This is a genomic window from Prochlorococcus sp. RS04 (genome assembly GCF_001989455.1).
GTDB lineage: Bacteria > Cyanobacteriota > Cyanobacteriia > PCC-6307 > Cyanobiaceae > Prochlorococcus_A.
This window is the reverse complement of sequence record NZ_CP018346.1, coordinates 498395-519735: the sequence shown is the minus strand read 5'-3', so window position 1 is coordinate 519735 and position 21341 is coordinate 498395. Positions and strand designations below refer to the sequence as shown.

The window sequence follows — 21341 nt, the reverse complement described above, 5'->3', positions numbered from 1 at the left end:
CTAGATATTGTTTTTTATTAGTGAAATTTCATTCTTAATTTCATTTTTGATCATATCTGGATAAATAATAAAAGAGCTTTCTTCGGATCTCATTAAAGTTTTTATTAATGCAGAACTATTTTCTAATGCGCTTTGAAAAGTGCCGTCCCATATTTTTAGTGCATTATTAGATTCAAAACCTTTAAAAGACCTTTCCTTAATCCCGCAATATATTTCTGAATCATAACCATTCTTTTCACATAATTTTGTGGCAAATGCAAGGATTTTTAATCTATCTATTTTACTTAAAAAACTAATGTCTGACGCCTTTAATAAATCTCTGTCAATAAACATTTTGCATAGTGTAGAAAGTGGCTCAAAAGATTCATCTTTCCATCTAATCAAGTGATAATAAAACGTTACATCATCATTTCTTATGAAATCATCAAAATCAACCTTTGATGGTGAAAAAATCCATTTATATAAAGAATTATCTAACCAAATATTTTTTTCATAATTATGTTTTATTGTGTGTAATATTTTTTCCAGAATCCATGTTGATATTTCGTTTATCCTGTGATTGTAAATTGTTCTATACATCAAGTTTCTAAGTACAAGGAAATGCTCAATAGCGATTATCCCCTTTGGTTTGATTCCGATATTCCCATCAGGTGAAAAGGTAAGAGCTGAAATTATTCTTTCTAAATCTACTAAGCCATAATTAGTACCTGTGTTGTAACTATCGCGTAAAAGGTAATCGAGACGATCGCAATCTATCTCACTACTGATCAATGTTTTTAAGGGTTTTGAAAATAGTTGTTTTGGTTGAAATAATTCACCAATTTTTCTTGGTAATTCGTTGTCATACTTTTTGAGGATTGTATTGATTGGAGAATAATTTGTTACTAAGTTTTCAGACCATTTTTCGTGATCATGCTTGAATATTTTTTCACTGGTATGGCTTAAAGGTCCATGACCTAAATCATGAAGTAGGGCTGCTCCATAAAGAACAAATTTATTTTCACAAAATGAAGATTTACTTTCAATTAATCTCTTATAAATTTTTCTAGCTATACAAAAGACTCCAATTGAGTGAGTAAATCTACTCGATTCTGCACCATGAAAAAGTAATGATGCCGCACCAAGTTGTTTTATTCTTCTTAGTCTTTGAAAAGCAACTGTATCAATTAATTCCATAATCATTAATTCTTCTGGCTTTCCTGCATCAAATACTATTTCTTTATGAATTGGGTCATGAAAAATTCTTTTAATGCTCATTTATTTTAGATTTTTTGTTTTCAATCTTTAGCCATTTAAAGATTTAATTTCTTCATTGTTTAATCCAATTGTTTGAACTGAAACTTCTTCTTTTTCTAGAACCGACCCCAGAAATAATTCTGCATTCCTCACCCATTTATCGTCAGTACTTCCATAATCACTTGCATCCGGAAGATCAAGTAATTTGTCAGGGGTCATACCTTGGCCTTGAATATTATTCCCATTGGGGGTTAAGTAACTAGCCACTGTTATAGCGATACCACTATCTTCTCCCAAACTTTTTAGGGATTGAATTAAACCTTTCCCATAAGTTTGTTCTCCCATAAGAATTGACCTCTCATTATCTTGTAAAGAACCAGCTAGTATTTCACTGGCACTTGCAGTACCTTTATTCACTAAAGTCACCATTGGTCCATCAAAAGATGTCTCTTTTTGAGAGATAATTGCATCTTTGATTCCATTTCTATCTTTTGTCTCGACTACAGGCTTCTCACTCAATAACGAGTCTGCAACTGCTATACCTGAGCTTACTAGTCCCCCTGAATTATTTCTAAGATCCAAGATCAATCCCTCAACTTCCTTCTCTTTTAACTCTTGAAGAGCCTCTTCAACTTTTTTGGGTACGCTTTCGCTGAATTGAGTTATCCTTAAATATCCTATTGTGTGAGAATCGTCTCTTAATCTTTTTGTTCTAACTGGTCTGAGATCTACTGATCTCCTCTCTAGATCGACTTCCCTAATTTCTCCTGATTCTGAAGATACCTGAACTAAAACTTTTGTCCCTGATTCACCTCTTAACTTAGAGGCAGTACTTGCAAGCCCTAATTTTTCTGATGAGATTCCGTCCACTGTCTCTATCAAGTCCCCGCTTACTATTCCGGCTTCTTCAGCTGGCGAACCCCCAAGAGTAGAGATAACTTTAACTTTATTGTCATCATCTTCACCTAATTGAAGCCCAACACCATTAATTTCACTCCCAAAATTACTTGATTTCAGTAGTTCATAATCTTTTGGGCGTAAAACTCGAGTGTATGGATCTTCTAGAGGTCTTAACATGTCTTCAATTGCGGAATAAGCCTCTTCACTTGTTTCAATTTGTTTCTGTAATGTTTTTTGTCTAATTCTTTTCCATTGGATTTCATCAAACTTTTCTGGATCATAAAACCCCTCGTTTACCAAGGTCCAAGCGTCAAGTACTAATTGCCTGCTATCACTGAGGGCATCCACTCTCTCAATCAACAAAAGATTGATAGAAAAAACGATGATCATTGATGCAGTGATCACAGTTTTGAATGTTAAAAGTTTGTTAAAAGATGAATTCATTGGGTTAAGTGTTAACACCAAGTATAAGAATTTTAAGTAAGCTCTTTATATCAAAGCTAATTTTTTTTTGGATGGCGAATTCTTCATCTGTTTATGACTGGTTTCAAGAAAGACTTGAAATTCAAGACATAACTGACGACGTAACTTCCAAGTACGTACCCCCTCACGTAAATATTTTTTATTGTTTAGGAGGCATAACTTTAGTATGCTTCCTAATTCAATTTGCAACAGGTTTTGCAATGACTTTTTACTATAAGCCAACAGTGACTCAAGCTTATAGTTCAGTCAGCTATTTAATGACTGATGTAAGTTTTGGATGGTTAATAAGATCTGTGCATAGATGGAGTGCATCAATGATGGTTCTGATGTTAATCCTTCATGTTTTTAGGGTTTATCTTACCGGAGGTTTTAAAAGGCCAAGAGAATTAACTTGGGTTACAGGTGTTGTAATGGCAGTCATAACTGTAGCTTTTGGAGTGACAGGATACTCTCTACCTTGGGATCAAGTAGGTTATTGGGCGGTTAAGATTGTTTCAGGTGTTCCTGCTGCAATTCCAGTAATTGGTGACTTTATGGTTGAACTTCTTAGAGGTGGAGAAAGTGTTGGACAATCGACTTTAACCAGATTTTACAGTCTTCATACTTTTGTATTGCCATGGTCATTAGCGGTATTTATGTTGATGCACTTTTTAATGATTCGTAAACAGGGCATTTCAGGTCCTTTATAAACTCTTATACTTAAACCATTATTAGTATTTCATATGTCTACGTTAAAAAAACCGGATTTATCTGATCCAAAATTGAGAGCAAAGTTAGCTAAAGGTATGGGCCATAACTATTATGGAGAACCGGCATGGCCAAATGATTTACTATATATCTTCCCAGTAGTTATTCTAGGAACTATTGCTTGTGTTGTTGGATTAGCAGTTCTTGATCCTGCAATGTTGGGAGACAAAGCTAATCCATTCGCAACACCCCTGGAAATACTTCCTGAATGGTACCTCTATCCAGTTTTTCAAATACTTAGGGTTGTTCCCAATAAACTTTTGGGTATTGCACTTCAAACATTAATTCCACTTGGATTAATGATATTACCATTTATTGAAAACGTTAATAAATTTTCTAACCCGTTTAGAAGACCAATAGCAATGGCTGTTTTCTTATTTGGAACTTTTTTAACAATATACCTTGGTATTGGTGCATGCTTGCCAATTGATAAATCATTAACTTTAGGACTTTTTTAAATTTAAATTTTAAACATATCTAGATCGTTATATTCATTTCTTAAAAAATGATTCATTAACAAAAATCCAACAATTGTCCAAGTTTGATACGTTCTTGATTGTTGCCCAACCCAAGTACCTGTAGGACCATCAAAATATTCTGCCCATTCTTGCTTAGGCAATTGATTAAGTTGACACCAATATGATTCCTCTATTAAAGATTTCATTTCTTCCATGAGAATCACATCTTCAGAACCATAATGTTTTTGATGCAATAAGACAGCTGTACCAAAAAACCAAAGTAAACTTGGCCAATGACCCCCGTTATGGTAACTCCAAGGCCAATTCTTTGGGTCAGATCCAGTTTTATTTTGCCATTCTTCGACATCCATATGAGGATGACAAATTCTCATGGGCATCTGAGCCATCAAATGCTGTCTGTTATGTAAAACTAATCTAAATAAAGCTCTTTGTTCTTCAGGAGGCAGTACTCCGAACATACATGCTAAAGAATTGCCTAAACTGTAAAATCTAAAGTCAGGCCTTCCTGTTCTAATATTTCCTATTAAGTAACCACCTCTATTCTCTAACCAATCTTGTAGCCATGAGGGAACGACTTGAGGTTGAACGTTAAATTCATTGAAGTGTTGATCATCACCATATTGCTCAGTTGGCCTTCTTCTTAGAATTTGCATTGTTTGACTGGTAACCCAATAATGCTTTAAAAGAAAACTTCCTAAATCCTTAACCCATTGATTTGTAAGAATAAGTCTTTGGTCTAGAAGTCTACTAACATGATCTGCTCTACTTAATTCCATTAAGTTAATACAACTTTTTAAACATCCATGAAGTAAAACTTCAACTTCTAGGGGTGCTCCCCATACATCCATAGGTCTATCAATCATAAATGCGCAATCTGGAACAAAAAGTACTGGAGTACCCTCAAATGTTGGATGTAGAACTAGATCTAGTAGAAGTTGAATACCTCTTTGAACGCTTTGACTTTTTCCGAAGGCATTATCACCGCTTTTATTGACATAATACCAACATAAAATCGGCCACCATAAACTTGCATCAGCTGAAGTAATCCTTCCTATTGATCTCTGACCATAGTCTCCAATGAGCTGTCCATTTTCTTCTACGAAACTAGTAGGAAATACACCACGCGTTTGGTAATTAGAGCTTTGTAACTCAAGGCATACACTTAGGAACTTTTTGACAATTTCGTACCTCTTTTGGGTAATGAGGTAAATCATTACAGGAACATTGTCTCTTAAAAATATTTCTCCATAATTTAATTTTTTATTTTTTGTTGGGTGTTCTAGTGCGGCAACGCTTCCTACCAACTCGCCTGATATTTCAACCAAAGTCTTTTCGAAGTGTTTTTTTGCATTTGTTACAATTTTCTCTTCATCAGAACTTGGTCTTACTCTTAAATTTTTTTGATTAAATCTTTCTGCCATTTCATTTATATCCCTTTATTTAAGCCTAGTTGTTTAATGAGACTTTGATCAAATAAAAAATTAATAAAAAAATTTTGTATAAAAGGTTGCACAATTACAGTCGGATGGTTTAGTATTTTCTTCTGGGCAGAAATATTCTTTTTGCATTATTCAAGCAATTACTTTAAATCTGATTTTTGGTAAATGAGTGAATTCTTTGAAGATTTGATTTTAATCATTATTTTCAGCCAGAAGAAGGGTTTACCCTTCTAAATGAGTTATACACTTGTTGTTTAACTCTGCACCTAGAAAATTTAAAAACTTAGGAACTGATGCTTTTATTGCGTCAGAAATAACCAAATTTTTTTTAGTTATTTCAAGATGTATTTGCAATAAAGGTGTGAGGTCCCGTCAAGAATATATAAAAATGTCATCAATTGCTAACTTTTAGCTTTGATGCAAACGGATCTGAGATCTTGGAAAGTCACTTTAGAAATATTTTTAATGTGCACTCAATGTAATCCTTAAAATTTAAGGAGGCTGAAACTAAATTCAAAAACTGAAGTTTTTATTTGGATAAAGCAATTCAATTTGAGTAGATTTATCTACAAAAGGATTTGAACACAACGGAGAGTTTGATCCTGGCTCAGGATGAACGCTGGCGGCGTGCTTAACACATGCAAGTCGAACGAACCTTCGGGTTAGTGGCGGACGGGTGAGTAACGCGTGAGAATCTGCCCTCAGGAGGGGGATAACGGTTGGAAACGACCGCTAATACCCCATATGCCTACTGGTGAAATGAATTTCGCCTGAGGATGAGCTCGCGTCTGATTAGCTAGTTGGTGAGGTAATGGCTCACCAAGGCTTCGATCAGTAGCTGGTCTGAGAGGATGATCAGCCACACTGGGACTGAGACACGGCCCAGACTCCTACGGGAGGCAGCAGTGGGGAATTTTCCGCAATGGGCGAAAGCCTGACGGAGCAACGCCGCGTGAGGGACGAAGGCCTCTGGGCTGTAAACCTCTTTTCTCAAGGAAGAAGATATGACGGTACTTGAGGAATAAGCCACGGCTAATTCCGTGCCAGCAGCCGCGGTAATACGGGAGTGGCAAGCGTTATCCGGAATTATTGGGCGTAAAGCGTCCGCAGGCGGCTTTTCAAGTCTGCTGTTAAAGCGTGGAGCTTAACTCCATCATGGCAGTGGAAACTGAAAGGCTTGAGTATGGTAGGGGCAGAGGGAATTCCCGGTGTAGCGGTGAAATGCGTAGATATCGGGAAGAACACCAGTGGCGAAGGCGCTCTGCTGGGCCATTACTGACGCTCATGGACGAAAGCCAGGGGAGCGAAAGGGATTAGATACCCCTGTAGTCCTGGCCGTAAACGATGAACACTAGGTGTCGGGGGAATCGACCCCTTCGGTGTCGTAGCTAACGCGTTAAGTGTTCCGCCTGGGGAGTACGCACGCAAGTGTGAAACTCAAAGGAATTGACGGGGGCCCGCACAAGCGGTGGAGTATGTGGTTTAATTCGATGCAACGCGAAGAACCTTACCAGGGTTTGACATCCTGCGAACCTCTTAGAAATTTGAGGGTGCCTTCGGGAATGCAGTGACAGGTGGTGCATGGCTGTCGTCAGCTCGTGTCGTGAGATGTTGGGTTAAGTCCCGCAACGAGCGCAACCCACGTTTTTAGTTGCCAGCATTTAGTTGGGCACTCTAGAAAGACCGCCGGTGATAAACCGGAGGAAGGTGTGGATGACGTCAAGTCATCATGCCCCTTACACCCTGGGCTACACACGTACTACAATGCTACGGACAAAGGGCAGCAAACTCGCGAGAGCTAGCAAATCCCATAAACCGTGGCTCAGTTCAGATCGTAGGCTGCAACTCGCCTACGTGAAGTAGGAATCGCTAGTAATCGCAGGTCAGCATACTGCGGTGAATACGTTCCCGGGCCTTGTACACACCGCCCGTCACACCATGGAAGTTGGCCATGCCCGAAGTCGTTACTCCAACCCTTGTGGAGGAGGACGCCGAAGGTGGGGCTAATGACTGGGGTGAAGTCGTAACAAGGTAGCCGTACCGGAAGGTGCGGCTGGATCACCTCCTAACAGGGAGACAACAAAATGTTTAATATTATTATTTTGTCACCTTAGGTCGATCGGTATCTCACGTTTTTAATTTATTAAGAATTTCATTTCCTAAGTTTTTCTAGGTCACACCCATTATTTTTCCTGGGCCATTAGCTCAGGTGGTTAGAGCGCACCCCTGATAAGGGTGAGGTCCCTGGTTCAAGTCCAGGATGGCCCATATCTCTATGTTGGGGGTATAGCTCAGTTGGTAGAGCGCCTGCTTTGCAAGCAGGATGTCAGCGGTTCGAGTCCGCTTACCTCCACTGATCACCACCTCTTCCATAATTGGTAGAAAGGAAATTTTTTGAGTTGTGATCAAATTCTGAAAGAATCTAGCTTCCTAATGAAATCATTAAGATGCTGGACTCATTGAATTAATTTCATTGTTTTCAGAGAACCTTGACAACTGCATAGATTATTTTTAAAGACAATAAGCATCTTTAATGATGCAGATTTATTATTTGTGCAAATGCATTAATAACAATTCTATTAAGCTGATGCTTCAATATTTGAAGTTATTGGTCAAGCTACAAAGGGCTCACGGAGGATACCTAGGCACACAGAGGCGATGAAGGACGTGGTTACCTGCGATAAGTCTCGGGGAGTTGGAAGCACACTTTGATCCGGGAATTTCCGAATGGGGCAACCCCATGTACGGCCAACTGAATATATAGGTTGGTGCGAGCTAACCCAGCGAACTGAAACATCTTAGTAGCTGGAGGAAGAGAAAGTAAATAACGACTCCCTCAGTAGCGGCGAGCGAACGGGGAACAGCCCAAACCGATAGTCTTGACTATCGGGGTTGTGGGACAGCAATATGGATCAACAAGTCTAGAAGAAACGTTTGAATGGCGTGCCACAGAGGGTGAAAGCCCCGTAATCGAAAGATAAGTTGACCTAGCTGTATCCCGAGTAGCACGGAGCACGTGGAATTCCGTGTGAATCTGCGAGGACCACCTCGTAAGGCTAAGTACTACTGTGTGACCGATAGTGAAACAGTACCGCGAGGGAAAGGTGAAAAGAACCCCGGGAGGGGAGTGAAATAGAACATGAAACCGTGAGCTTACAAGCAATGGGAGCCCGACTAATCGGGTGACCGTGTGCCTGTTGAAGAATGAGCCGGCGACTTATAGGCACTGGCGGGTTAAACCGGAAATGGTGGAGCCACAGCGAAAGCGAGTCTTAATAGGGCGTTTGTCAGTGTTTATAGACCCGAACCCTGGTGATCTAACCATGGCCAGGATGAAGCTTGGGTGATACCAAGTGGAGGTCCGAACCGACTGAAGTTGAAAATTCAGCGGATGAGCTGTGGTTAGGGGTGAAATGCCAATCGAACCAGGAGCTAGCTGGTTCTCCCCGAAATACGTTGAGGCGTAGCGTCTAGTGCTCCAGCAGGGGGGTAAAGCAACCATTTCGGTGCGGGCTGCGAAAGCGGTACCAAATCGATATGAACTCTGAATACCCTGTGTGTAACTAGGCAGTCAGACTGTGGGGGATAAGCTCCATAGTCAAGAGGGAAACAGCCCAGACCGCCAGCTAAGGTCCCAAAATTAACGCTAAGTGATAAAGGAGGTGGGATTGCCCAGACAACCAGGAGGTTTGCCTAGAAGCAGCCATCCTCAAAGGAGTGCGTAATAGCTCACTGGTCGAGCGATCCTGCGCCGAAAATGAACGGGGCTAAGCGTTATACCGAAGCTGCGGATAAATTTATTTATGGTAGGGGAGCGTTCTATGTAGGGTGAAGCGTTAGCGTAAGCGGACGTGGACAGCATAGAAGTGAGAATGTCGGCTTGAGTAGCGAAAACATGGGTGAGAATCCCATGCCCCGAAACCCTAAGGGTTCCTCCGGCAGGCTCGTCCGCGGAGGGTTAGTCTGGACCTAAGGCGAGGCCGAAAGGCGTAGTCGATGGATAACAGGTCAATATTCCTGTACCAGATGTGTTTTGAGAAGGGGGACGGAGAAGGCTAACCAGGCCAGATGTTGGTTACTGGTTCAAGCGTTCGAGGCTTTGAGAGATGGAGAAAACATCTTGAGCTAAGGCGTGAGTACGAGCTGCTACGGCAGCGAAGTTGGTGATGTCATGCTTCCAAGAAAAGCCCTATACTCGTTAAGACACAAATGCCAGTACCCGAAACCGACACAGGTGGGGTGGTAGAGAATACCGAGGGGCGCGAGATAACTCTCTCTAAGGAACTCGGCAAAATGGCCCCGTAACTTCGGGAGAAGGGGTGCCAGCGAGAGCTGGTCGCAGTGAAGAGGCGCAAGCGACTGTTTACCAAAAACACAGGTCTCCGCCAAGTCGCAAGACGATGTATGGGGGCTGACACCTGCCCAGTGCCGGAAGGTTAAGGAAGCTGGTTAGCTTTTAGTGAAGCTGGCGACTGAAGCCCCGGTGAACGGCGGCCGTAACTATAACGGTCCTAAGGTAGCGAAATTCCTTGTCGGGTAAGTTCCGACCCGCACGAAAGGTGTAACGATTTGCGCGCTGTCTCGGAGAGAGGCTCGGCGAAATAGAATTGTCTGTGAAGATGCGGACTACATACACCCGGACAGAAAGACCCTATGAAGCTTTACTGTAGTTTGATATTGTGCTCGGGCTCTGAATGCGCAGAATAGGTGGGAGACGTTGAAATAGTGCTTGTGGGTACTATTGAGTCATCGGTGAGATACCACTCTTTTAGAGCTAGGGTTCTAACGCTTACCCGTTATCCGGGAAGCGGACAGTATCTGATGGGCAGTTTGACTGGGGCGGTCGCCTCCTAAAAGGTAACGGAGGCGCACAAAGGTTCCCTCAGGCTGGTTGGAAATCAGTCGTTGAGTGCAAAAGCAGAAGGGAGCTTGACTGTGAGACCTACAAGTCGAACAGGGACGAAAGTCGGTTTTAGTGATCCGACGGTTCTGCGTGGAAGGGCCGTCGCTCAACGGATAAAAGTTACTCTAGGGATAACAGGCTGATCTCCCCCAAGAGTTCACATCGACGGGGAGGTTTGGCACCTCGATGTCGGCTCATCGCAACCTGGGGCTGAAGTCGGTCCCAAGGGTTGGGCTGTTCGCCCATTAAAGCGGTACGCGAGCTGGGTTCAGAACGTCGTGAGACAGTTCGGTCCATATCCGGTGTATGCGCAGGAATATTGAGAGGATTTCTCCCTAGTACGAGAGGACCGGGAGGAACGCACCTCTGGTGTGCCAGTTATCGTGCCAACGGTAAACGCTGGGTAGCCATGTGCGGAGTGGATAACCGCTGAAAGCATCTAAGTGGGAAGCCCACCTCAAGATGAGTATTGCCATGGCTTAAGCCAGTAAGGTCACGGGAAGAACACCCGTTGATAGGCTCTACGTGGAAGCTTGGTAACAAGTGCAGCGGAGGAGTACTAATAGACCGAGGGCTTGACCAAATAAACTTAATTTATTGTTTTTAATTTATATAATTTTCTATGCAGTTCTCAAGGTTCCACCTATCCTGGTGTTCATGGCGATGTGGAACCACTCCGATCCATCTCGAACTCGGTTGTGAAACGCATCAGCGGCGAAAATATTTAGGGGGTAGCCCCTTGAGAAAATAGCTCAATGCCAGGTAAAAATATTTAAAAGGGTTTACTCTTGATGAGTAAGCCCTTTTTTATTTTTGGCATTTTGGACACCAATGGGTACTTCTTCCAGTAATTTTTTGTCTCTCAATTAAATTTCCGCATTTACGACATTCTTTCCCAGTTCTTCTATAGACATTTGTCTGTAAACCAAAATTCCCATTTTCTCCTTCCAAGTCCCTAAAATCACTAAATGTAGTACCCCCAGAACCTATACTTTTTTTTAATACAGTTACAATTGATTCCTTGAGCTTTATTAACTCATTCTTTTTTATTGTTCGAGCTTCCCTAAAAGGGGAGATGCCAGCAGAGTATAAACTTTCATCAGCATAAATATTACCTATTCCTGCCACTATTGTTTGATCTAATAAAATAGCTTTTATAGATTTTGTTCTTTTTGAAATAACTTTCTTAAGGTAATTCGCATCAAAGTCTTTAGAAAATGGTTCTGGTCCTAATGAACCTAATCCTTTTATTATTTTTTTAAGTGATAGGTCTTTATTAATCCACCACATTTGGCCAAAACTTCTTACGTCAATGTACCTAAGCTCATTATTATTTTTATCGAAAAATCTAATTCTTGTATGTTTACAAGGATGACTTGAGTTTTCAATAAATTTAAAATATCCAGTCATTCTTAGATGAACTACAAGAAATCCGTTATTTTTTGAATTATCTAGATGAAATTGGGCATTCTCATTTTGAACTTCTTTCAATTGAGCTATTAAATATTTTCCTCTTCTATCCCATTTATAAATAAGTGAGTTCAGAAGTCCTTTAATGAATTCATCTTTGTTTATTGGGAATGCAACAGTTGAATCCCTACAGACTTCTACTTTTTTAATAATAAAGTTATTAAGTTTTTGCTCTAAACCTCTGCGAACTGTCTCTACTTCTGGTAATTCAGGCAATTATTTAAGCTTTCTCTAATTCACTTTCAGCGAAATTATTTGTATTTGCTCCACCATCAGTTCCGCTTATACCAGCGTAATTTACTTTATCGAATCTGACTACACAGTTATATTTAATGCCTGAGGTATCAACTGAAGCAACTTTACCGATTTCATTATACCAATATGATTCTGGTCTTTTTACTCTTACGAGATCTCCTCTTGAAATTGCCATTACTGTTAATTTAACTTTTTGTAGAATAACTCATCATTAATATTCTTAGACAAATTATTCACACATATTAATTAAAGTTTTAACAAAAATCATTTATTAAATTATTTTCGAATTCTTCTTTAGCAGGCTTACTTCCCATCCATTTCCTGCCAGGTATTCTTACATCTAATTCATTTTTATCACAATTGATTGAAATAATCAGTTTTTTATTTTCTTGATTTAGAACGTTTAAAACTTTTCTACCTTTAATATCTTTAGATGTTTTACTTTGGATAATTATAGGACCATAAATTTTTTTATCTAACTCAATTAAATCATTATTTTTTTTATTTTCAGTTGTTTCATGATTTTCTGAATTAATTGTGTTCTTTTTTCTTATTGTGAGCTTTTGACCAATTTTTATTGAATCAGCATTATTGATATTATTAATCTCTATCAGTTCGATTACTTTTAAATTATATTTGTTCGATATGTCAGTAAGATTTTCACCAGTTTGAACAATATGATAATTTTTAATTAAATCAGATTTTTTTGTATTATTTTCAGTAGATTCGGAAATAATAAGATTTTGGCCAACAAAGATATAATTTTCATCTTTTAATTTATTCAATTTAATAATTAAATCTTTATTTGTCGAATAGAGTTTTGAAATACTCGATAATGTATCTCCACTTTTTACAATATGAATTTTTTTTATTTCAGTTTTTTCTTCAGTAATTGATTCTTTTCTAGCAAAATTCTCAATTTTATTATTTGCTGAAAATATTTCTTCTGATTTTATCAATGAGTGATTAAAAAAATTAATAAATATGGCAATTACTAAAAATGCAAATTTCATAAAACTCACTATTTATTTAAAGATAATCTTTAAATTTAAAATCGCTAGCTTTTTGAAAACAATTTAAGTAATTTAAACCTGAAAAATAAACTTTAAAAATTTCTTTACTCTTTCATAGGGAGGATACCGCAGATTTGAATCAAATAAAAAACCTTTAGAAGTAATAGATTTTTGATTTGAAAAATTGCGAAACCCTTCTTCACCATGAAATTTGCCAATACCACTTTGCCCAACACCTCCAAACGGTAAATTTGGAATAAGGACTGGTAACATAACATCATTTATACAAATTGTTCCTGAGCTGGTTACTTTTGAAATATGCTTATGGATTTTTTTATTGCCTCCAAATAAGTAGATTGCTAAGGGTTTTGATGTTTGACTAATCTGTTTTAAAGCTGATTCCTTATCATTGATCCCAATTACTGGAAGCAATGAACTGAATAATTCTTTCTGCAAAATATCTGTTTCATTTAGTTTAGTTCTTAAGATTGTAGGAGATATTTTCAACTTTTTTTTACAAACAGTCCCCCCAAATAAAATTCTTTTTTCTTTTTTATATTGTTTGAGAATTTCTACAGTTGATGAAAATTGCTTTTTTTCTAATTTTGATAAATTTGCGGAAATAATTGGATTATCTCCGTAAAAACTTACTATGTATTTCTTTAATTTTTCTATAAAAATATTTTCAATTTCTTTATCTACAAAGATATGATTCGGAGCCATACAGGATTGACCAGAATTAAAAAATTTGCCCCAAACAATTCTTTTTGCAGCCACTTCTAAATTTGCATTTTTGAAGACAATTACAGGGTTTGTTCCGCTTAACTCAAGAGTTAATGGAGTTAAGTTTTTTGAAGCTAATTTCATTATAGATTTTCCAGTTTCAGTACTTCCTGTAAAAAAAATGTGGTCAAAATTTTGTTCAATTAATTTTATGGATTGTTTATTATCACCCTCTACTGTCATTAGGACATCTTTACGGAAATATTTGGAAGTAAGCTTTTTAATAAGTTTTGAGGTCGCAGGACATTTCTCTGATGGTTTTATAACTGCAGTATTTCCTGCTGAGAAAATATTTACCAATGGCTTTAAAACATAAAGTAATGGATAATTATAAGGACCAAGAATTAAGACACACCCAAGAGGTTCATAAATAACTTGTGAGGATGATGGAAAAAGATAAAAAGGTGTATCAATCTTTTTTGGTCGCATCCAAGAATTGAGTTTCTTTTTTATGAGTGAAATTTCTTGTTTCACTAAAAGAATTTCTGAAAGCCCTTCAATTTCAGATTTGCCGAGATCAACAAAAAGTGATTTAATTATCTCTTTTATATTTTCATCCAAAAGTTTAGAAACTATATTGATATGATGGATCCGCCATTTTATATCTTCAGTTTTGCCAGTGAGAACTGTATTTTTTAATTTATAGATGTCTTCTAAATGAAATTTATCAGAAATTTTCATTTTTTACCTTTGAATAGTATTAAATATATCAGAGGATAAATTGTAAATAACTCAGGTTTTTAGGCAGTTCAATCAAAGTGAATGGTTTATGAGAAATAATCAAATTTATTAATATTGCTATTAAAAATTCAAATTTTTCTTGGTTAGTATATTTCTATGAGGGAAAATTTTTCAATTAGATTGATATCTATAAATGAAATACCAGAAGTCACAAACTGGGCAAGGTTAGAAGGATTTTCTCCTGGAATGGATGATTTATCAATTTATAGAAATACAGATAAACAAGGGGTATGGGTAGCTTGTCTAAACAATAATCCTATAGGCTCTATTGCGTGTATAAAATATAATTCCTCTTATAGTTTTATAGGTTTATTTATCGTTAAAAAAGAATTCCGGAATAATGGATATGGAGTGAGATTATGGAAACATGCCCTCGAATATTTGAAAAATGTTGATTGTATTGGTCTTGAGGCTGCCCCAGATAGATTAAATGATTACGCAAAGTGGGGGTTTAGAAAATCTTCCATTACAAATCGATGGAAATTAAATGGTTCTCAAGATTTGCCATTGAGAAATTTCTATAAAGATCAATTTCATTCTTTTAAAGTTGTCCCGGGTAATAAAATTTCTTCTGAAGCAGTCTTAATTTATGATGATCAAAGAGAACCTAGTCCCAGACCACATTTTCTAAATGACTGGTTGAAAAATTCTCATGGTAATGTCAGTGCAATTGTCGATAATAATGGGATGTGCCATGGATTTGGCAGGATAAGACCTTGTGTATTGGAGGATAATGAGCAAGGCTGGAGAATTGGCCCACTTTTAGCGGATACTCCACCACTTGCTGAATTATTAATAAGGGAGTTAGTTGGTGATTTAGATACTCAAATCTTATTGGATTGCTCTAATCTGAACCCTTATGCAAATTATCTTTTATCAAGTTTGGGATTTGAGGAAATATCAAAAACTTACAGAATGTATAAAGGTATTCAACCTCCCTGCCCTATGAATCAAGTATATGGACTTGCCTGCTTGGAACTGGGATGATTTCCTTTAAAACGTTCATTTCCCCTTTTGTTTCTGTAATACTGAAAGAAGTTTGTTTGATTAAGATTAACTTCCAGAAGGTTTCAAAATTTTTTCTACAATATCAGCGTTGATTATAGTGATCTCTCCATTGTCAATATTGGCAACTTGAAACAAGGTCCATGAATTTGGATTTCTAGCTCCTCCAATACAGTCGATAACTTGACCGACCCAATAATTTTCATTCTTTTCCTTAGTATCTTCGCAATTTTCTTTTTTAATTGCGACATAATCACCAGGCCTAACGAAAAGAAACTCAGGAGTTGCTGAGCTCACAATAAATGATTAATAGTATATACGTACTATAGCAAGTTATTAGTTTTGTTGCTGAACTTTGAATTATTTAGCAAACTAGGGGTAATTCAAAAATAAAATGGAATCAACTGAAATTGCTATATTTTCAACATTATTGGGGTTAATTTTAGCTCTAACTGACGCTTATATAGAACGAAATATTCCTGGATAATAAATACTTCTAATTCATTTCTTAAATTAAATAAGATTTAAGCTGGTCTAATATGTCGGCACGGTTGGAAACTAGTTTTGTAAAAACTAAATATATTAACCCTCCCATTGCGAGCCTTCCGTTAATTTTCTCTAACTGCTTAAGTTTTCTCAACAAATTAATCTTGTGGTTAAACAAAATTTAAAGGGTATAGAAAATAAAAAAGTATTGATTACTTCAAAATAAAGAAAATTATAGAAATATTATTTCAAACACGAATTAAATTTAAAGCCAAGCTTCTTTCATCTCAAGATAAAGTCTCTCGCACTCAGCAGAGTTAATTTTGCTGTCTGAATAGGATTGCTGCTGCTGCTGCTGCTGCTGCTGAGTTGAGTTAGTATTAGGATTTTGGACTTCGCTCATTAGAGGGGTTAAATATTTGTGTTTATTCTCTCATATTTAGAGCTTTTTTTGTCAACTTAAATTCTTAAATTTTATTTAAATTTTCTACACTTTTAATTTTCCTGTTTTGAGTGAATTTATTTCGCTACAGTAGTTTTGGTATATAGGAATTTGACTTCCCAATATACAACTCCTAGGAAGATAGCACTTGCAATAATAATTTCAGAAATGGCTAACATTTTATTCTTCAATACTAATTTAATTTTGGTATCAATTTACACAGAATGCAATAGGTACTAATTACATTTTAGATTTTAAAAAATTTTATTTAATAAAATAACGCATCGAAATAATATAAAATTTTAAGTTAGATACATATTTTTTCCGTGGGAAATTTCATAAATTCAACAACTCTTATACCTTTAATACCTTTAGTAACCTCTTTTTTTATTCTTATTTTATTGGCAAGTTTTAACAGAACACTTAACAGGTTAACAAAACCAGTTAGTGCACTTGTTGCATTATCTTTATTAAGTTCTGCTTTTATAAGCTTATTTGACTATTTTAAGAAAATAGAAGAGGAATTAGTTTTATCTGAATTTCTTAAATTTTTTGAAGAAAAAAATTTAGTTATACATCTCAATTTAGTAAATGAAAAAATTATAATTTTTTTCTCATTAATAATGATATTAATTATTGGAATATCTTTTTATAAATTGCCTAGAAAAAAAGGTTACGTCTCATTAATGATCAGCCTAGGATTAATTTCTTCTTCGGTGATACTCTCAATATTGCTAATAGATTTCTCAGCAATAATCTAAACTGTTGTAAGCATTGATAAAGCTTCGTTAAGTTCTTGGACATGATTTAATTCATCTTGAGCAATTTCTTTTATTTTTTGATCATTTGGATTATCTATTAAATATTTGGAATAAGTTTCAAATGCATGTTCTTCGATTTTTATGTTGACATCATAAGCATTAGCTGGAGAGAGGAAATAATAAAAAACCATAATCCAGTAATACACAAGAACAAGGTGTCTCGCAAAAAATCTATCAATCCAGAACCTATCTCCTCCTCTTTTCTCCATTTCTTTAAGATGCTCAGTTTCGTTAATAGCTTGATAAAAATGTTCTTTCATTAAAATCATTGTTTTCTCATTTTTAATTCCTAGAGATTCTTTAAAATGAAGAACTGAAAGAAATGCAAAATAAGGTGATCTAGCTATAACTTCTAAAACCCAAAACCTTTGTAAAGATCTACCAGAGTATATGAAGTCTAAAAAGTTAACTGTGCTATTCAAAATCAAAGAATTTAATTTCTTCATAGATTTAGCTTTTCTTTAAGTATAATTACTCAACCACTCGAGGACTATGATGTATTGAAGTAATTAACCAAAAATTAATATTTATAGTCTAAAAATTGTTACTTCCATTGAAATATTTTTTTTTCATGCATTAATTGGATAGATAAAAATTTTATATGACAACTACTGAAAAAATTGCAAATGCCAAAAAAAGGATTGATGAATTAGAAAGACTTATAAAATTTTGGAATGATTCAGACCATCATGAGGCAAAAATAGTAAATTTTTCAAAGAACATTGAAAATAAAGTTGCTTAGATTGTGAAGATTAAGGCTAATAAAGTTTATCTACTTTAAAGTAATTTAATATCTTTGAGGTTTCGAATATTGTTTAATTTATAAATAGAGCAATTAAACCTATTTTCAAAAACTGTAAGGAAGAAATAATCTAAAAGAAAAATAAATATGAAAACCTTTTCAAAAAAATATTTAGTTCCGATTAAATTTATACCATGGGTTTTTTGGGTATTTATATCTTTTATGAGTTTATATTTGTGTAATATAGCCTGGGTAAATTGAATAATTAATGGATCTAGCTTCTCCTTAGCCAACCAGGAGCACCGCCAAACCAATCCGATATATCATCTTCATTAGGGTTGAAATGATTTTCTTTATCTAGTCCATCTATCCCAAATGATTGTAAGAGGTTATCAATCCCCCCATCATTTTTCGTACCATTCCTTCTGAAACTGTTAGCTTTTTTAAGCCAAAGAGAAATTGTAGAGTTATGGTGTGCAAATTTCTCGACATATATTCTTTCTTCTAATGTAATTGATTTATCTTGAGCAATTCTTTTAATTATTCCTTGGATTTTTAGTCTTTTTGAATTACTAAGAAGCATTTTGCGATCAATTCATTATTCTTTTTATAGGAAGGATTATTAAATATATCTTGTCAATGTTAATTTCAACAAATTCACTATTCTAAGAGGTTTTTAAGCAATAAAAGTCTTAAGACACTAAAAAAAGAGATCAATAAGTTACTTATGATACTTTTATTCATTTATCAAACTTATAATTCCCACAAATTAGATAAAAAAAATCAATCCATTCTCAAAGGCATTTTAAAATTTAAGAAAAGTCGACTCAGTTGTTGCATAATAGTAAATCTGTACTACTATTAGTACAGATGTATTGTCAAGACATGAAAGTGATTTCATCTTCTCCTTATGCCCCTTTTAATTCAAAAGAGTGGAATTCTCTAATAAGCAAAAATGTAAAGTTTGAAAATACTCCAATAAAGATTCAAAAAAAATTTTATAGGACTTTTACTTTAAAAAAGACTGAAAAAGATAAACTTTTGCAAGAGAAGAATGCATTGCACCAACAAATGCAACTCGTATTCGGATAGAAAAATATTAACTAACAATCTTTTTATAGAATATTATTTTACGAGATCCAATTTTTTGTTAGATTAGTAGAAATACAAGAAGGTTTTAATTTGGCTGTTGATCGAGAACTTTTAAAAGAAGTTACCCAAGAACTTTGGAATACTGTAAAAAAACTAAGACCTGAAATAGATCGTCAAACTCGACTTCAATTAGTTTTAAAGGCCTTATTAACTATTGGAGATTTACCAGATCAAATGCAAGCTGCCATGGTAGTAGGTGTTTGCGCAGAAATGGATAAAAGTGATGCTGATAATGTTGAATCTAATTCACAAACTAAAGATTCAAGCGGAGTTGATACTTCTACAGGCAGAAAAGTAGTTAGAAGAAGTTCAGCTAAATAAACTTTAAAAGATCATCCTTTAATTTTCTTTGATTCGTTTTTGTTAAGTCTATTGAATAGGTAATATGAAATTACAAGTAAGAGAGGAACGAATATTGAATGCAAAGTCATCATTAATTCTGTTTGGCCCATTCCTATAAGATTTGACTCGTTTGGAAGTTGTTCTGACCAAGTGCCAACTAAATGCCAGGCTTGAGGAATTGATAAGAAAAACATATAAGAGCTATAAGTTAAGTTTATGTTCAGATAAAGATTATCATTATTGAACGTTTTTGCTTTCTTTATTCTTATTTCTTAACTAAGTATTTGTAGAGTTATAAAAAATAACTTGATTCATAAATTTATTTTCTTAAGAAGAGTTTTAAACTCTTTTTTACCAATAATTTTTTCAGCTGCGTAAGCGCCACTTGCTGAAACAGCAGGAATTCCAATACCTGGAAATGTACTTGCGCCGCAAGTAAATAAATTTTTTACTGGAGTTTTGCAGCCTGGGAAAAGACCTTTTGCTGCAGATAATGCAGGGCCGTAACTACCGCAATAGGTATTGGTGAATTTTTTATGAGTGATTGGGGTTCCTAGCATCTTTAAATCAATCCTTTCATCTATATCAGGGATGAATTTTCGCACTGCATTAAGAAATATTGAACATCTTTCTTCTTTCAAATTTCTATATTCTAATTCCTTTGGATTTAGGTTTTCCCAAATTTCCCAAGGTTCATTTGCGGGAGTATATCCATGAAGAACATGTTTTCCTTCAGGGGCCATATTTTTATCTAAAACAGATGGGATTGAAAATACGACTATATTTCTTTCTGCGGTTATACCTTTTTCCCACTCATCAACATGTATTGCATGTATTGGCAAATTTTCAAGACCATCAGCATCAAAACCTAGATGTATATGAAGGAAAGAATCACATTTATTAGGGTTCAAAACTTTTGTATTCCATTTTTTTGAAATTTCATTTGGAATCAACTTTTTTAAATTCCAAACATCAGTATTCGTGACAACAAATTCACAACTATAACTAGAACCATTATTCAGAGTTATACCTGTGGCTAAATTTTTATTGAAGTTAATTGTCTTTACTCTCGAAGAAAGAATTAATTCTCCTCCATTTTTTTTAAATCCATTAATTAAAGCTTTTACGATAGATTCACTACCTCCTTTTGGATATTCAAGGTATGAATTTGGTTCAAACCATTCGTTAAATAAAGTAGCCATCGCAGCTGTATTTGTATCATGCATTGACATGCCGCTTATCAAAAAGCTCAATAAATCAACCCAATTCCTGAGAAAAGGATCCTCTAGATGATTATTTACTAAATTCCCAAAGCCTTTATTAATTTTTGGTATTTGATTGATATTAGGTAAAAATTTTGAGGTTAAATTTATTAAATCTAAGAAATTTATTGATTCGGGAGAGAATGAGAGTAAAGGTATTTCATTTATTATTTGGCTAAGAGGTTTTATTCCGGAAATAAATGATTCCCATTCTTTAACAGATTTCTCACCTCTTAAAGTTTTAATAGTATGTTTAAAAGGTTCTACCCCTACATCAAGATTAAAATTGCCTTCTGGTACAATTACTTGCCAACCTTTGTATTTAAGTAGTTCAACTTCTTCATCAAGTAATTTAAGAATTTGCCCTAGGGGATTAGTTGTCGGCCATTTACCTATTCCACTCCACAATGAAGGACCTGATTCGAAAGTGTAACCATTTCTTCTGAAACTGTGAGCAACACCTCCTGGCTGGCTATGAGCTTCACATATAAGTACTTTTCTGCCTGATAAAGCGAGAATCGAACCGCAACATAATCCTCCTATTCCACTACCAACTATTACAACATCGAACTTTTCCATTAAATATTTTACTTTACTCTTCTCTAAAAACTAATTAGTTTTAGACAAATGTATTAGTTGA

20 protein-coding genes, 2 tRNA genes and 3 rRNA genes are annotated in these 21341 nt (G+C 35.6%); 12 read left to right on the top strand and 13 right to left on the bottom strand.

Annotation, left to right across the window (positions count from 1 at the left end; all coding sequences use genetic code 11):
* Both BS621_RS03035 and ctpZ read right to left on the bottom strand, forming a co-directional pair.
* Positions 1 to 1257 (bottom strand): HD domain-containing protein, encoded by a 1257-nt coding sequence (locus tag BS621_RS03035; protein ID WP_077141776.1) that lies wholly within the window; start codon positions 1255 to 1257, stop codon positions 1 to 3.
* Between the two features lie 27 nt (positions 1258 to 1284).
* Positions 1285 to 2580: a carboxyl-terminal processing protease CtpZ gene (gene ctpZ / locus BS621_RS03030; protein WP_077142649.1), complete on the bottom strand. Its 1296-nt coding sequence runs from the start codon at positions 2578 to 2580 to the stop codon at positions 1285 to 1287.
* 71 nt (positions 2581 to 2651) lie between these two features.
* On the opposite strand from ctpZ, the gene petB reads away from it, so the two are divergent.
* Positions 2652 to 3308: a cytochrome b6 gene (gene petB, locus BS621_RS03025; RefSeq protein WP_011817812.1), complete on the top strand. Its 657-nt coding sequence runs from the start codon at positions 2652 to 2654 to the stop codon at positions 3306 to 3308.
* Between the two features lie 33 nt (positions 3309 to 3341).
* Positions 3342 to 3824, top strand: a complete 483-nt coding sequence (gene petD, locus BS621_RS03020; protein ID WP_025937389.1) for a cytochrome b6-f complex subunit IV — start codon at positions 3342 to 3344, stop codon at positions 3822 to 3824.
* 2 nt (positions 3825 to 3826) lie between these two features.
* Here the strand turns inward: petD and BS621_RS03015 are convergent, their stop codons facing one another.
* Positions 3827 to 5266 (bottom strand): glycoside hydrolase 100 family protein, encoded by a 1440-nt coding sequence (locus tag BS621_RS03015; RefSeq protein ID WP_077141775.1) that lies wholly within the window; start codon positions 5264 to 5266, stop codon positions 3827 to 3829.
* A gap of 602 nt (positions 5267 to 5868) precedes the next feature.
* Here BS621_RS03015 and BS621_RS03010 point away from each other — a divergent pair.
* From BS621_RS03010 to rrf, 5 genes are all read left to right on the top strand, one after another.
* Positions 5869 to 7353, top strand: a 16S ribosomal RNA gene (locus BS621_RS03010).
* Positions 7354 to 7478: 125 nt separating this feature from the next.
* Positions 7479 to 7552, top strand: a tRNA-Ile gene (locus tag BS621_RS03005).
* A gap of 12 nt (positions 7553 to 7564) precedes the next feature.
* A tRNA-Ala gene (locus BS621_RS03000) sits at positions 7565 to 7637 on the top strand.
* 257 nt (positions 7638 to 7894) lie between these two features.
* A 23S ribosomal RNA gene (locus tag BS621_RS02995) occupies positions 7895 to 10770 on the top strand.
* A 64-nt stretch (positions 10771 to 10834) separates the two neighbouring features.
* A 5S ribosomal RNA gene (gene rrf, locus BS621_RS02990) occupies positions 10835 to 10951 on the top strand.
* Together the 16S, 23S and 5S rRNA genes with 2 tRNA genes alongside form the textbook arrangement of a ribosomal RNA operon.
* 43 nt (positions 10952 to 10994) lie before the next feature.
* On the opposite strand, the gene BS621_RS02985 is transcribed toward rrf, so the two are convergent.
* The 4 genes from BS621_RS02985 to BS621_RS02970 form a co-directional block, all read right to left on the bottom strand.
* Entirely contained in the window at positions 10995 to 11873 is an 879-nt protein-coding gene (locus BS621_RS02985; RefSeq protein ID WP_077141774.1) for a DNA-formamidopyrimidine glycosylase, read from the bottom strand.
* Between the two features lie 4 nt (positions 11874 to 11877).
* The gene (locus BS621_RS02980) at positions 11878 to 12087 is read right to left on the bottom strand and encodes a photosystem I reaction center subunit IV (protein WP_011817817.1); all 210 of its coding nucleotides are present in this window, start codon (positions 12085 to 12087) and stop codon (positions 11878 to 11880) included.
* Positions 12088 to 12166: 79 nt separating this feature from the next.
* The gene (locus BS621_RS02975) at positions 12167 to 12925 is read right to left on the bottom strand and encodes a LysM peptidoglycan-binding domain-containing protein (protein ID WP_077141773.1); all 759 of its coding nucleotides are present in this window, start codon (positions 12923 to 12925) and stop codon (positions 12167 to 12169) included.
* 72 nt (positions 12926 to 12997) lie between these two features.
* A complete protein-coding gene (locus BS621_RS02970; RefSeq protein ID WP_077141772.1) occupies positions 12998 to 14389 on the bottom strand; it encodes an aldehyde dehydrogenase family protein in 1392 nt (463 codons plus the stop codon).
* Between the two features lie 156 nt (positions 14390 to 14545).
* On the opposite strand from BS621_RS02970, the gene BS621_RS02965 reads away from it, so the two are divergent.
* Positions 14546 to 15436, top strand: a complete 891-nt coding sequence (locus BS621_RS02965) for a GNAT family N-acetyltransferase (RefSeq protein WP_077141771.1) — start codon at positions 14546 to 14548, stop codon at positions 15434 to 15436.
* Between the two features lie 66 nt (positions 15437 to 15502).
* Here BS621_RS02965 and BS621_RS02960 read toward each other — a convergent pair whose 3' ends face one another.
* Both BS621_RS02960 and BS621_RS09415 read right to left on the bottom strand, forming a co-directional pair.
* Positions 15503 to 15751, bottom strand: a complete 249-nt coding sequence (locus tag BS621_RS02960; protein WP_025922913.1) for a DUF3104 domain-containing protein — start codon at positions 15749 to 15751, stop codon at positions 15503 to 15505.
* Between the two features lie 454 nt (positions 15752 to 16205).
* Positions 16206 to 16343, bottom strand: coding sequence for a hypothetical protein (locus BS621_RS09415; protein WP_198025601.1), 138 nt, complete (start codon positions 16341 to 16343; stop codon positions 16206 to 16208).
* 365 nt (positions 16344 to 16708) lie between these two features.
* Between BS621_RS09415 and BS621_RS02955 the strand changes: the two genes are divergently transcribed.
* The gene (locus BS621_RS02955) at positions 16709 to 17143 is read left to right on the top strand and encodes an NADH-quinone oxidoreductase (protein WP_077141770.1); all 435 of its coding nucleotides are present in this window, start codon (positions 16709 to 16711) and stop codon (positions 17141 to 17143) included.
* Here the strand turns inward: BS621_RS02955 and BS621_RS02950 are convergent.
* On the bottom strand, positions 17140 to 17649 hold the full coding sequence (locus tag BS621_RS02950; protein WP_025890435.1) for an alternative oxidase: 510 nt from the start codon (positions 17647 to 17649) through the stop codon (positions 17140 to 17142). The two genes, BS621_RS02955 and BS621_RS02950, sit on opposite strands and share 4 nt — an antisense overlap.
* A gap of 155 nt (positions 17650 to 17804) precedes the next feature.
* On the opposite strand from BS621_RS02950, the gene BS621_RS09410 reads away from it, so the two are divergent.
* On the top strand, positions 17805 to 17945 hold the full coding sequence (locus tag BS621_RS09410; RefSeq protein ID WP_198025602.1) for a hypothetical protein: 141 nt from the start codon (positions 17805 to 17807) through the stop codon (positions 17943 to 17945).
* A 274-nt stretch (positions 17946 to 18219) separates the two neighbouring features.
* Here BS621_RS09410 and BS621_RS02945 read toward each other — a convergent pair whose 3' ends face one another.
* Positions 18220 to 18528 carry a hypothetical protein gene (locus tag BS621_RS02945; protein WP_025890437.1) on the bottom strand — a complete coding sequence of 103 codons (309 nt, stop codon included), beginning with the start codon at positions 18526 to 18528 and terminating at the stop codon, positions 18220 to 18222.
* Positions 18529 to 18779: 251 nt separating this feature from the next.
* Between BS621_RS02945 and BS621_RS02940 the strand changes: the two genes are divergently transcribed.
* Both BS621_RS02940 and BS621_RS02935 read left to right on the top strand, forming a co-directional pair.
* Positions 18780 to 19037 carry a hypothetical protein gene (locus BS621_RS02940; RefSeq protein WP_225866714.1) on the top strand — a complete coding sequence of 86 codons (258 nt, stop codon included), beginning with the start codon at positions 18780 to 18782 and terminating at the stop codon, positions 19035 to 19037.
* Positions 19038 to 19127: 90 nt separating this feature from the next.
* Complete coding sequence (locus tag BS621_RS02935; RefSeq protein WP_077141769.1) at positions 19128 to 19418, top strand: TIGR03894 family protein; 291 nt, start codon at positions 19128 to 19130, stop codon at positions 19416 to 19418.
* Positions 19419 to 19429: 11 nt separating this feature from the next.
* Here the strand turns inward: BS621_RS02935 and BS621_RS02930 are convergent, their stop codons facing one another.
* Together BS621_RS02930 and BS621_RS02925 are read right to left on the bottom strand one after the other, a co-directional pair.
* Complete coding sequence (locus BS621_RS02930; RefSeq protein WP_025922916.1) at positions 19430 to 19633, bottom strand: hypothetical protein; 204 nt, start codon at positions 19631 to 19633, stop codon at positions 19430 to 19432.
* Between the two features lie 117 nt (positions 19634 to 19750).
* Complete coding sequence (locus BS621_RS02925; protein WP_077141768.1) at positions 19751 to 21280, bottom strand: phytoene desaturase family protein; 1530 nt, start codon at positions 21278 to 21280, stop codon at positions 19751 to 19753.
* Positions 21281 to 21341: the final 61 nt, after the last annotated feature.